Below are 12,647 nucleotides of genomic sequence, written 5' to 3' on the forward strand. Positions count from 1 at the left end.
GTTAAACAGGACGTGCCAAAAGAGTATCCACCAAAGTCCATCTGGGCGGGGGATGCTCTTTTTTTATAACTCACAGGAAAGCAAAGCTTGCGATGAAATGAATCACAGCGCAAAAAGCGTCACACTTTGGTAAAATAAAACGATACAGTGTTTGACACCATCGGTCAGACTTAAAAACAGGGGGTACATAACGAGCATGAAACGGATTATTGAGGTAGCCAAAGAAGCAGGAATCGCAGAAGAGCATCTGGAGACGTATGGAAAATATAAAGCGAAGCTGAATCCGTCCCTGTGGGAGCAGGTGAAGGACCGTCCGAACGGAAAGCTGGTGCTGGTCACAGCAATGAATCCGACTCCTGCGGGAGAAGGAAAAACGCTAACCACCATTGGACTGTCACAGGCGCTGAATGCGCTGGGGCACAAGACCATAGCTGCGCTGCGGGAGCCGTCACTTGGCCCCTGCTTTGGCATGAAAGGGGGAGCAACCGGGGGTGGAAAAGCCCAGATTGTTCCAGCCGAGGATATTAATCTGCATTTTACGGGCGATATTCACGCGATTTCGGCGGCGCATAATTTGCTGGCAGCGATGATTGACAATCATTTGTTTCATGGCAATGCTTTGCGCTTGAAGCCGGAACGAATCATGTGGAAACGGGCTGTAGATATGAATGACCGGAGTTTGCGAAGTATAGTAACCGGATTGGGAACAGGTAATGGAGCAGTGAGAGAGAGCGGATTTCTGATTACCTCGGCCTCGGAAGTGATGGCGGTATTGTGCTTGAGCGAGAATATCGACGACCTCAAAGTGCGCTTGGGTCGAATGGTCATCGGATATAATGAAGCGGGCGAAACGGTAACGGCGGAGGATTTGCAAGCAGTGGAAGGTATGGCTGTGCTGCTTCGGGATGCGTTAAAGCCGAATCTGGTGCAAACGCTGGAGGGAACACCAGTCATTGTGCATGGTGGTCCTTTTGCCAATATTGCGCACGGATGCAGCAGTCTGATCGGTACGAAGCTGGCATTGAAGCTAGGGGAGGTTGTCGTGACGGAGGCAGGATTCGGGGCTGAGCTGGGGGCAGAAAAGTTTTTTGATATCAAATGCCGTCAGTCCGGTTTGCAGCCGGATGCGGCTGTGTTGGTCGTAACCGCCAAAGCGCTGAAATATAACGGCGGTGTAGCTAAAAATGAGCTGGACGAGGAAAATCTGGCGCAATTACAGCTTGGATTAGCCAATATGAATCGGCATGTACGGAATTTGCAAAAATTCGGCGTGCCTGTACTGGTAGCTGTCAACCATTTTGTAACAGATAGCGAAGCCGAATTGGAACTGATTTTCGCGGAGTGTGGCAAGCTGGGTGTACCCGCAGAGCTATCGCAGGTGTGGTCACAGGGAAGCCAAGGGGGAGAAAAGCTGGCCCAAAGTCTGCTACATCTGCTCCAAGAGGACAAGGCTCATTTTGCACCCTTGTATGATAGTGCGCTTGATCTGCAAGCGAAAATCAGGTTCATTGCGCAGGAGCTTTATGGCGCGACAGAGGTAGCGTATACTCCAGCGGCTAAACGGGCGTTGTCCGGTATGGAGCAGCTTGGCTTTGGACAACTGCCTGTATGCATGGCCAAAACGCCGTATTCTTTTTCAGATCAGCCGTCTCTGCTAGGCGCACCGGAGGGCTTTACGATCCACGTGTCCAGAGTGTCATTGTCCGCAGGAGCAGGCTTTGTGGTCGTGGAAACGGGCAACACCATGACCATGCCCGGTCTGCCTAAAACCCCGGCAGCCGAGCATATGTCGCTGGAGCCGGATGGGAGCATTCAGGGCTTGATGTAGTATTTTTATGAAAAATGTTAGGCGTTTTACGAAGAAGCACCGAGCAGCTTGGGCAATGCGATGAGCAGCTTTTGCCGGGTCATGGCATCGTTCCAGTTCCAGCGGTCAGCTTCTACGAAATACACCCGGCCTTGACGCACAGCGGGCAGGTTGTGCCAGAGAGCGCTGTTCAGCATGCGTTCCAGCGTACGTTTGGAGTCCGGTGCAGTGGGAATGAGCATGAAAATACGGTCCCCGGCGTAGTCGGGAAGCTGGTGTGGCTCGATTTCCGCAAAGCCATGCCCTTCGTCGAGTACCTTTTGGATCGGCTCAACAGGTTGAAAGCCCTGCGGGTGGTAAAGAGCCGCCGAGAAGCCGGACATCCCCATTACAAATAGACGATTACCATGATCGAAGATGAAGACGGAGGCCGTTTCTCCGGCTGTAATCTCTGTGCCAAGCTGTTGCCACATACTCAGATTGCGGTCGGCGAAGGCAGACAGCCATTGTTCGGCTTCGCGCTCCTTGCCAAGCCAGGAGCCGAGCGTCCGCAGACGTTCCTCCAGCGTGGCAAAGGAGTTGAAGGTAACGGTGGGCGCAATGCCGGCAATGCGCTCATATTCCTGTTCATCCGAATTGGCGATGATAATCAGATCGGGATCGAGAGCACTGGTCAAGCGAGTATCGAGTGGAAGACCGACATCGGCAACGTTCGCTAGACGATGCTTATAGACGCTGTATTCACTGAACCGTAAACTTCCACCGATGGCTTTGGCCCCCAGTGCGAACAGGTCGCCCATCGTTTCTCCATGATAAATAATACGGCAGGGGCGGCGCGGAATATGGATTTGGTGACCCGTCCAATCCTTGACGCGGACAGAACAGGGAACGGTAAGCGCGTATTGTCTCGGGGGAATCCCGGTCATTTGCCGAAAGCGGCGGTTAAAATAATATTCGTCAGAGAAACCAACCTGACGGGCAATTTCACGTAAAGGCCGTTTGCATTCCAGCAGCAGCCGCTTGGCATGATTCAAGCGTAGCTCAGTGAGGTAATGCAGCGGCTTTTTGCCTGTCCTTTTGCGAAACATTTGCGAGTATTGCCAAATGGAAACGTTCGCTTGTTCGGCAAGCTGCTTGACGGTAATCGGCTTTTCGTAGTGTTTCTCCATGTAGGTAATGGTGGCCTCAACTGATGCTGGCAAAGCCGGGCAAGAATTATCTTTATGCTCCACATTGACATGCGATTCCTGCCACAATAGCAGTAGCTCCTGAAAGATAATTTGCTGCCGTAATCCAGAAAGGCCATTATGCAGGTGTATCGGCTGATGGGCGCTATGGAATAGCTCATCGGTCAACCGAATGGACTTGGAAGAGGAGGTAACGATATGCTCACGTGACCCCGGCAGTAGAGGACCTCTATATATGGAAGGAGAGCTATTTGTATTTTCAACCAGAGCTGTGTCTGATCCTGATTCCGATGACATGACGATGACCTCGAACATGAGCTTGTAGTATTCGGGTACAGTTCCATTCAGGGGAGCGATCCGATAGGAATCACCGGGAGTCAGCCAATACCCGTGACCCGCATGGAATAGAAACTGTTCCGGTCCAATGTCCACCATACCTGTGCCATCGATGAACATAAGCAGGCAGTGATATGGAACCGCATGTGAATAAGATGTAAATGCAGATGCTGAAGGGCTGGAGGACTGCACTTCACCAGGCTTCCGAACCCACTCAATCCCCTTAAAGTGAAAAAGCAACGAGCTGGGTGAGGGAGGACAGACGGGCGATTGAGGCTGCATGACTGTGTAACACTCCTTTTATTGAGAATCGTTATCATATATACATAAGTATACCTCCTTTTGGGTGAACAAAAAAGAAGCACATCAACAAGTGTCGATATGCTTCCCCATTCTTATTTGATCAGCTTGGGTAATTCCTCCAGCAACCATTCCCGAGTGGTGGCATCACTTTCGGTCTTGCCAATATCCTGAGCGTACACATGTCCCTGCTTTACGGCAGGAAGCTGGAGCCAGAGCTTGCTTTTCATCAACTGCTCAGTAGATTGCTTGGCTTCAGCAATTGGGGTATTGAGTATGAAAATCCGATCTCCGGCGTATTGTCCAATCACTTCAGGTGAAATTTGCACAAATCCTTGGTCTTCATCCAGCACTTTCTGGACAGGGGCCGTAGGCTTGAGGCCATTCTTTTCGTACAATATCTGTGACAGTCCTGTCTTTCCCATCACGAACAAGCGATCACCGGGATAGTAAGTGAAGACCGTAGCTGTTTCTCCCGGCTTGACGCCGTTGGCATGCAGCTTGCTCCACATCTCGGTTTCCTTGATTTTGTACTGTGCAAGCCAATCCTCGGCAGCTTTTTTCTTGTTTACGATTTCTCCGAGGTGCAGCAATCGCTCGTTCAGCGGAGCGAAGGTGTCGAATACAATCGTAGGCGCGATTTTGCTCAGAGCTACATACTGCTTTTCGTCTGTATTGCCTGTAATGATCAGGTCAGGCTTTAGCGTCAATGCTTTTTCCAAATTAATCGGAAATCCCAGATCGGCTACATTCTGAACCTGCTTCTCATACACCTTGCCCTCAATCATGGAAGTGGATGTGCCTACAGCCTGAACGCCCAAAACCAGCAGATCCCCATAGTTTTCTCCGAAATAGGCAATACGTTGGGGAGACGTGGGGATGTTTACCGTGTGTCCCCTATAGTCTGTGTAAGAGCGTGTTGCAGCCGCTTCTGAAGTCTTGGTAGATGCCGTCGTTCCTGCAGTGGGTGCTGTTGTGTTACTATTTGCAGCAGGTTTCTCCGAGGTGCCGCATCCCAACAGCAATGCTCCGATAAGAGAGAATAGGCCGAGCATAGTCGTATATTGTCGAGTGGATTTCTTATTGATCATGGTAACCTCCGTATGATTGATGGATTCAGGGTTGTGTAAATGAGAATTATTATCACAGAAGCAATGATAAGCGATGCACCTTCAATACTCAATGGACAAACTTGGTCACGGAATTCGATTTTGTACAAAATGAAGATGCATGAATAGAGCTGACACGTATCGCACCTTGTATTACAATTTGTCTCACGCAAAAAAGAGGCCGCTTATAGTAGTTAAAACTACTTTTGAGCCAGCCCTATGTGCTTTTGTCTAATTTAGTTATTTAATAAAGAGGAAATAGGTACATTACTGTAGAACGAGCTATATACTATTGTGATTTCAGATGCAGAAGCAAAGGTTAAATATCTTATTGATCCTAATATAAGCTTTATTCAAGAAATCCAGGGGCGACGGTGATGGGAAGCACCATCCGACTGCGCAGTGGCTCCAAATGTAACTATTTACTTTCAGTGCAGCTTATATAAAGATTTTTTGGAATGCACTCAATTTAACTTTGTACAAAACACAAACACACGGATAAGCCGGCTGTCCCGGTTCTATCCGTGTGTTTTGTTCTGTCGCAACGTCCTGTCTGATCGCTCTACTTCTACTCCCGATCCGCAATAATCAACTGAATATCGTGCTCCCGCACATATTCCTGATACGTGTTATCTGGCATCGTGTCTGTGACGAGATAATGAATCTGATCCAGACTGCAATAGGTCATGAGCGCGTATTTGTCGAACTTATAGTGGTCCACCAGCAAGAAAATCTCCGAGCTTTTTTCGACCACTACCTGCTTGATCTCGCTCTCCAGGGGAGAGGAATTGGTGACCCCATTGGCAATGGAAATGCCGGTAGAAGCCATGAACGCTTTATTAATGTTATAGGATTTTAAGAGTTCAATATTTTTGAAACTGGCAAAAGATTTGGTTTTCCGCTCCAGCATACCGCCTGTCGAAATAACATTCAAACCCGGAAACGGGAAAGAGTCGATCATAAAATCAAAATTGTTAGTGATAATCGTCAGTTGCTTGTTTTTGAGAAATTCGATCATTTCCAGCGTCGTGGTTCCCGAATCTATGAAAATAATATCCCCGTCTTCCACATAGCTTGCCGCCGCTTTGGCGATGAGTGTCTTCTCCTGCTGGTGCCGTGTGATTCGGTCGTTAAAAGGCTCCAGTGTCGTATGATTAACCGCCACACCTCCATATACCTTTTTAAGCTCTCCACGTTCCACGAGTTCCTGAACATCGCGACGAATCGTATTTTTGGAAACATCAAATACATTAACTAATTCATCTAATGAAGCTGTCTGGTGCTCAAAAACATATTCCTGAATTTGTTTAATGCGTTTCGTCTTTAACATGTAAATCCACCTTTTAATTTGGTTAAATGAGAGCGATTATTGCAATTGAACAGCGGTAAAAGGTTCTCTTACATTCATTATAACAACATTTAACCAAAACTTAATCATTTTTTTTGTTTTATGTTTATTTCGATATATATTCGTAATTTGGATAGATAAATTTATAAAAAATTCAAATTACGTATTGACTGAAAGCGCTTCAAATATTATGATGTTATCATATTATGACCAAAACATAACAAAAAGATAACAAACAAACGATGAAAAGAGGGATGAACACCATGGTTTAGCACCCCTGTGAATGAATTTTGTCCCAATGTAACCAAGAGCTTACTTCAGCATCAACCAAATAGCCGCAAGGAGGAACAATGTATGTCTGAAGCACGGAAACTGAAAAACTACATTAACGGAGAATGGGTAGAGAGCAAAACAACACGTTATGAGGAAGTATACAATCCAGCTACGAAAGAGGTTGTAGCGCTGGTGCCGATTTCGACGCAGGAGGATACAGATTACGCGGCAGAGGTTGCCGCCCGTACCTTTGAACAGTGGAAGAAGGTCCCTGTCCCGCGCCGAGCCCGCATTTTGTTCAATTACCAACAGTTGCTCATACAGCACAAAGAAGAGCTGGCCCGCCTGATCACCATTGAGAACGGTAAAAATTTGTCCGAAGCGTTGGGTGAGGTTGGACGTGGGATCGAAAATGTGGAGTTTGCCGCTGGAGCGCCTACCTTGATGATGGGTGACTCGTTGGCGACAATTGCAACGGATGTGGAAGTGGCGAACTATCGGTATCCGATAGGAGTGGTTGGCGGCATTGCCCCTTTTAACTTCCCAATGATGGTACCGTGCTGGATGTTCCCGATGGCGATTGCGCTGGGAAATACGTTTATTTTGAAGCCTTCCGAGAGAACGCCGCTGTTAACTGAAAAGCTGGTGGAGCTGTTTACGGAAGCCGGACTGCCAAAGGGTGTATTTAACGTGGTGTACGGCGCTCATGATGTGGTCAACGGTATTTTGGATCATCCGCAGATCAAGGCGATTTCCTTTGTCGGCTCCAAGCCGGTAGGGGAATACATCTACAAGCGTGGTAGTGAAAATCTCAAACGTGTTCAGGCTCTTACGGGAGCGAAAAACCATACCATTGTGCTGAATGATGCGGATCTGGACAATACGGTGACGAACATTATAGCTTCGGCTTTTGGTTCAGCAGGTGAGCGCTGTATGGCATGCGCCGTGGTTACTGTGGAGGAAGGAATTGCGGACGCACTTCTAGTCAAGCTGACAGAAAAAGCAGGGAGCCTGAAAATCGGCAATGGGCTGGATGATGGGGTGTTCCTCGGTCCGGTCATTCGGGAAGAAAATCAGCAACGAACCATTCGCTACATTGAAAAAGGCATTGAAGAAGGAGCCACTTTATTGTGTGATGGGCGTGAACGTGTGTCGGACGAAGGCTTTTTTATCGGGCCAACGATTTTTGATGGCGTAACTACGGACATGACGATCTGGAAGGAAGAAATTTTTGCTCCTGTGCTGTCCATTATCCGTGTGAAGCATCTCCAGGAAGCGGTAGACATTGCCAACCAATCTGAATTTGCAAATGGAGCATGTATTTTCACTACGAATGCGTCAGCGATTCGTTATTTCCGTGAAAATATCGACGCAGGCATGCTGGGCGTAAATCTGGGTGTACCCGCACCGATGGCTTTCTTCCCTTTCTCGGGATGGAAATCCTCATTCTTCGGAACACTACCTGCCAACGGTAAGGATGGGGTAGAATTTTATACCCGCAAAAAGGTTGTGACAGCGCGGTATCCCAAGCCTGTTTTTGAGTGAGGGGGGAGTAGAGAGATGAGCAAATTGCTGCGGAAACCAGGCACGAATAACGAAGCTCCAACAACTACACCAACTACGAAAACGGGGACCCTCGTCCATGATGTAACAGCGAGTAATTCGCGATTATCCTATATCGGTTTTAAAATCGTGGATTTGGCTCCGGGTGAAGTGTACGCCGAGGAACTGGGCAAAATGGAATGCTGTATTGTGGCGGTCACAGGCCACATTCATGTTACCGCGCAGGGAGAAACTTATGAGAATATAGGCACGCGAACGAGCGTGTTTGAGAAAATACCGACCGATAGTGTGTATGTATCCAATGATAGTGCTTTTCAGGTGGAGGCGGTCACGCCAGCCCGGATTGCGTTATGCTACTCTCCTTCGACCAAGCAGCTACCGACCCGGCTCATTCGGGCTGCAGATAATCAGGTGGAGCATCGGGGGCAGTATCATAATCAACGCACGGTGCATAGCATTTTACCGGATTCCGATCCGGGTGCGAACAGTCTGTTAGTGGTTGAAGTGTTCACGGATAGCGGAAACTGGTCCAGCTATCCTCCGCATAAGCATGACCGGGATCGTCTGCCAGATGAATCATTGCTGGAAGAAACCTATTATCATGAAATCAACCCGCCACAGGGCTTTGTGTTTCAGCGTGTCTATACCGATGACCGTTTGCTGGATGAGACGATGACCGTGGAGAACGGCGATGTGGTCATTGTACCGAAGGGATATCATCCGGTGGGTGTGCCGGACGGTTATACGTCCTATTATTTGAATGTCATGGCTGGACCGACACGTATTTGGAAGTTTCATAATGATCCTGCGCATGAATGGATATTGAAGCGTTAACCGGAGAGGAGAGAAACAGCCCGTGAAATATGAATTCAACAGTCCCACCGAGAGAGAATATGATCTGATTGCCATCGGTCGAGCTTGTATTGATCTGAACGCAACGGAATATAACCGCCCGATGGAAGAGACGATGACGTTTACCAAATATGTAGGGGGTTCCCCGGCGAATATCGCGATTGGGGGTTGCAGGTTGGGCTTGAAGGCCGGATTTATTGGCAAAATTGCTGACGACCAGCATGGACGTTTTATTGAAAAATACATGCGCAACACAGGCATTGATACCTCCAATATCGTGGTGGATCAGGAAGGGCACAAGACCGGGCTGGCTTTTACCGAAATTAAAAGTCCGGATGAATGCAGTATTCTGATGTACCGTCAGGATGTGGCGGACTTGTACCTGACCCCGTCCGAGGTGGATGAGGAATATATCCGCAAAGCCAAGCTGTTGCTCGTGTCAGGGACAGCTTTGTCCAAAAGTCCCTCCCGCGAGGCGGTGCTGAAAGCGGTAAGTCTGGCACGGAAAAATGACGTTAAAGTGGTGTTTGAGCTGGATTACCGTCCGTATTCGTGGGCCACACCGGAGGAAACGGCAGTGTACTACGCACTGGTTGCCGAGCAGTCAGATGTAGTTATAGGCACTCGTGACGAATATGATGCTTTGGAAAATCAAACGGCTGACGATGAGCAGGGAGAGCAAGCCAATGAGCAGACGATTCGCTATCTGTTTCAGCATTCACCGGAGTTAATCGTGATCAAGCATGGGGTCAAAGGCTCCTACGCTTATACCAACACAGGAGAAACGTTCAGCGGCCGAGCCTATAAGACGAAGGTTTTAAAAACATTTGGTGCAGGCGATTCCTATGCCTCCGCGTTCCTGTATGCACTCTTGCGGGGCAAGGATATTGAAACGGCTCTTAGATTCGGCAGCGCCTCGGCTTCTATTGTGGTGAGCAAGCACAGTTCTTCCGATGCCATGCCGACAGCCACAGAGATCGAGCAACTGATCGCGGAGAATGAAGCCAAACAGTACAGATAGGAGGAGAGCAGACGATGCGAACAATTCGTTTGACGACCGCACAGGCGTTAATACGCTTTTTGAATCAGCAATACGTGCATATCGATGGCCGAGAGTTTCCATTTGTAGAAGGTATATTTAACATTTTTGGACACGGAAACGTACTGGGAATCGGTCAGGCACTGGAGCAGGAATCAGGTCACTTGAAGATTATTCAGGGCAAAAATGAGCAGGGTATGGCCCATGCAGCCATTGCGTACAGCAAACAGCTACTGCGGAAAAAAATATATGCAGTCACAACATCTGTCGGACCGGGCGCAGCCAATTTGGTGGCTGCCGCAGGTACGGCGCTGGCGAATAACATCTCTGTGCTATTGCTGCCGGGGGATACCTTTGCTACACGCCAGCCTGATCCGGTGCTACAGCAGGTGGAGCAGGAGCACAGCGCAGCCATCACGACCAATGACGCGCTGCGGCCCGTGTCCCGCTATTGGGATCGCATCACCCGCCCCGAGCAGCTTATGTCCAGCCTGATTCGGGCGTTCGAAACGATGACGAATCCGGCCACGGCAGGACCAGCAACGATCTGTATTTCTCAGGATGTGGAGGGCGAAGCATTCGATTACGAAGAATCGTTTTTTAGTAAGCGCATTCATTATATCGACCGCAAGCTGCCGTCCGAACGGGAATTACAGGGTGCGGCAGATATTTTAAAGGCGAGCCGCAAGCCCGTGATTCTGGTCGGCGGCGGTGCTAAATACTCTGAGGCACGCGAAGCTTTGATCGCGCTGTCCGAGCAATACCAGATTCCGCTGGTCGAAACACAGGCCGGGAAATCGACGGTGGAAAGCACGTTTGCAAACAACCTGGGCGGCGTGGGTATCACCGGAACGGCAGCAGCAAATGCGGCGGTGCGACAGGCGGATCTGATCATCGGGATTGGCACAAGATACACCGATTTTGCCACATCCTCGAAAACGGCTTTTGAGTGGGATACGACCCGGTTCCTGAATATCAATGTCAGTCGTATGCAAGCGTACAAACTGGATGCATTTCAGGTTGTCGCAGATGCCAAAACAACGCTGGAACAGCTTGGCTCCCGGTTGGAAGGCTACACAAGCACGTGGGGAGACACCATTTCACAGTTGAAGAAGGATTGGTTAGCCGAACGTGACCGTCTAAGCCAAGTGACCTTTAGTCGAGAAGGCTTTACACCAGAGGTGAAAAACCAGTTTACACAGGAAGTGCTGAATGAATATGCGGACGCTCTCCAGACCGAATTGCCGCAAACGACGGCTTTGATCGCAGTTAACGATACGATTGCGCCAGACAGTATCATCATTAGCTCAGCCGGATCTTTGCCGGGGGATTTGCAGCGCGTATGGAATCCTGCCGTCCCGAACACCTATCATCTCGAATATGGTTACTCCTGCATGGGGTATGAGGTATCCGGCACGTTGGGACTGAAATTGGCGGAACCGGATAAGGAAGTATACTCCATCGTAGGTGATGGCAGCTTCCTGCTGCTGCATTCCGAACTGATTACTTCGATTCAATACAATCAGAAAATCAACATTGTGCTATTCGACAATTCGGGCTATGGCTGTATTAACAATTTGCAGATGGAGCATGGCAGCGGCAGCTACTATTGTGAATTCCGTACACATGACAATCAGATTCTCAATATAGATTATGCCAAAGTAGCCGAAGGCTATGGAGCGAAGACTTACCGTGCCAATACGGTAGAGGAATTAAAAGCAGCGCTCGAAGACGCGAAAAACCAGACGGTTTCCACACTCATTGAACTGAAGGTGCTGCCGAAGACAATGACGGATGGCTATGATAGCTGGTGGCATGTCGGTGTAGCCGAAGTATCTGATTCAGACAACGTACAACAGGCGTATGAGGCCAAAGAGAAAAAGCTGGAAAACGCCAAACAATACTAGGAAGGAAGGTCTGGCTCATGTCTATTTTGTGGGGGATTGCCCCGATTGGCTGGCGAAACGATGATATACCGGAAATCGGGGCAGACAACACGCTTCAGCATCTACTTAGTGACATTGTCGTTGCTGGATTTGACGGAACAGAGGTAGGCGGCTTTTTCCCTGAGCCCCAAATCCTGAATAAAGAATTACAGCTACGCAATCTGAAAATTGCCGGACAGTGGTTCAGCAGCTACATCATTCGTGACGGTATCGAGGAAGCAGCGGCGGCTTTCCACAAGCATTGTGCTTATTTGCAGCAGGTGCATGCCAGTGTGGCAGTTGTTTCCGAGCAAACATACAGCATACAAGGCACAGGCCGATGCGTTTTTTCCGACAAGCCTTATTTTACAGATGAAGAATGGAGCCAGTTGTGCCAAGGGCTGAATGAGCTGGGCAGGATTGCAGAGCAATATCAGTTAAAGCTGGTATTTCATCATCATATGGGAACAGGTGTGCAGACGCTGGAAGAAGTAGATCGTCTCATGGCAAATACCGACCCGAAGTATGTACATTTGCTCTATGATACAGGCCATATTTATGTGTCAGATGGAGACTACCTGACGCTGCTGCATCGGCATATGGACCGCATTCAGCATGTGCATTTCAAGGATGCACGCAAGAAAGTGCTGGATAGCTGTAAAAAAGAGAAAAAATCTTTCCGTGATTCCTTCCTGATGGGCATGTTTACGGTCCCTGGCGATGGATGCATCGATTTCAGCAAAGTGTACGAAGTGCTCTTGAAGCATCAGTATAGCGGCTGGATTGTTGTCGAAGCGGAACAGGACCCGGCGGTTGCGCACCCTCTGGAGTACGCGCTGATCGCTCGCAAGTATATTAATGAAGCTTTACTTGCTCACACTTTAGGGAAGACAGAGGAGAGGTGAACG

Annotated in this window: 9 protein-coding genes; 6 read left to right on the top strand and 3 right to left on the bottom strand. The window is 48.8% G+C overall.

Translation table 11 applies throughout. From position 1 onward, the window contains the following. Positions 1 to 196 precede the first annotated feature (196 nt). Positions 197 to 1,828, top strand: a complete 1,632-nt coding sequence (locus ABH897_RS11680) for a formate--tetrahydrofolate ligase (RefSeq protein ID WP_404519868.1) — start codon at positions 197 to 199, stop codon at positions 1,826 to 1,828. A 26-nt stretch (positions 1,829 to 1,854) separates the two neighbouring features. Here ABH897_RS11680 and ABH897_RS11685 read toward each other — a convergent pair whose 3' ends face one another. The 3 genes from ABH897_RS11685 to ABH897_RS11695 form a co-directional block, all read right to left on the bottom strand. Further along, positions 1,855 to 3,450, bottom strand: a complete 1,596-nt coding sequence (locus ABH897_RS11685; protein WP_481857801.1) for an ABC transporter substrate-binding protein — start codon at positions 3,448 to 3,450, stop codon at positions 1,855 to 1,857. Positions 3,451 to 3,725: 275 nt separating this feature from the next. Then, positions 3,726 to 4,721, bottom strand: a complete 996-nt coding sequence (locus tag ABH897_RS11690) for an ABC transporter substrate-binding protein (RefSeq protein ID WP_283655050.1) — start codon at positions 4,719 to 4,721, stop codon at positions 3,726 to 3,728. Between the two features lie 586 nt (positions 4,722 to 5,307). Next, positions 5,308 to 6,069 carry a DeoR/GlpR family DNA-binding transcription regulator gene (locus ABH897_RS11695; protein WP_404592020.1) on the bottom strand — a complete coding sequence of 254 codons (762 nt, stop codon included), beginning with the start codon at positions 6,067 to 6,069 and terminating at the stop codon, positions 5,308 to 5,310. Between the two features lie 372 nt (positions 6,070 to 6,441). Here ABH897_RS11695 and iolA point away from each other — a divergent pair, with 372 nt between their 5' ends. From iolA to iolE, 5 genes are read left to right on the top strand one after another with little or no spacing between them, the layout of a single operon-like run. Continuing rightward, on the top strand, positions 6,442 to 7,905 hold the full coding sequence (iolA, locus tag ABH897_RS11700; RefSeq protein WP_404592022.1) for a methylmalonate-semialdehyde dehydrogenase: 1,464 nt from the start codon (positions 6,442 to 6,444) through the stop codon (positions 7,903 to 7,905). 15 nt (positions 7,906 to 7,920) lie between these two features. Beyond that, on the top strand, positions 7,921 to 8,757 hold the full coding sequence (iolB, locus tag ABH897_RS11705; RefSeq protein ID WP_404519874.1) for a 5-deoxy-glucuronate isomerase: 837 nt from the start codon (positions 7,921 to 7,923) through the stop codon (positions 8,755 to 8,757). Between the two features lie 22 nt (positions 8,758 to 8,779). Further along, entirely contained in the window at positions 8,780 to 9,796 is a 1,017-nt protein-coding gene (iolC, locus tag ABH897_RS11710; protein ID WP_404592024.1) for a 5-dehydro-2-deoxygluconokinase, read from the top strand. 14 nt (positions 9,797 to 9,810) lie between these two features. Continuing rightward, positions 9,811 to 11,721 (top strand): 3D-(3,5/4)-trihydroxycyclohexane-1,2-dione acylhydrolase (decyclizing), encoded by a 1,911-nt coding sequence (gene iolD / locus ABH897_RS11715; RefSeq protein ID WP_404592026.1) that lies wholly within the window; start codon positions 9,811 to 9,813, stop codon positions 11,719 to 11,721. Between the two features lie 17 nt (positions 11,722 to 11,738). After that, positions 11,739 to 12,644 (top strand): myo-inosose-2 dehydratase, encoded by a 906-nt coding sequence (gene iolE, locus ABH897_RS11720; protein ID WP_283655055.1) that lies wholly within the window; start codon positions 11,739 to 11,741, stop codon positions 12,642 to 12,644. Positions 12,645 to 12,647 lie beyond the last annotated feature (3 nt).

Origin of the sequence: Paenibacillus sp. RC73 (genome assembly GCF_044908085.1) — a bacterium.
Taxonomy (GTDB): domain Bacteria; phylum Bacillota; class Bacilli; order Paenibacillales; family Paenibacillaceae; genus Paenibacillus; species Paenibacillus terrae_A.

What these genes read in the sequence shown, in the direction of transcription:
- ABH897_RS11680 (WP_404519868.1), top strand. Translation starts at nt 197, where the DNA reads ATGAAACGGATTATTGAGGTAGCCAAAGAAGCAGGAATCGCAGAAGAG.
- ABH897_RS11685 (WP_481857801.1), bottom strand. Translation starts at nt 3,450, where the DNA reads ATGTTCATCGATGGCACAGGTATGGTGGACATTGGACCGGAACAGTTT.
- ABH897_RS11690 (WP_283655050.1), bottom strand. Translation starts at nt 4,721, where the DNA reads ATGATCAATAAGAAATCCACTCGACAATATACGACTATGCTCGGCCTA.
- ABH897_RS11695 (WP_404592020.1), bottom strand. Translation starts at nt 6,069, where the DNA reads ATGTTAAAGACGAAACGCATTAAACAAATTCAGGAATATGTTTTTGAG.
- iolA (WP_404592022.1), top strand. Translation starts at nt 6,442, where the DNA reads ATGTCTGAAGCACGGAAACTGAAAAACTACATTAACGGAGAATGGGTA.
- iolB (WP_404519874.1), top strand. Translation starts at nt 7,921, where the DNA reads ATGAGCAAATTGCTGCGGAAACCAGGCACGAATAACGAAGCTCCAACA.
- iolD (WP_404592026.1), top strand. Translation starts at nt 9,811, where the DNA reads ATGCGAACAATTCGTTTGACGACCGCACAGGCGTTAATACGCTTTTTG.
- iolE (WP_283655055.1), top strand. Translation starts at nt 11,739, where the DNA reads ATGTCTATTTTGTGGGGGATTGCCCCGATTGGCTGGCGAAACGATGAT.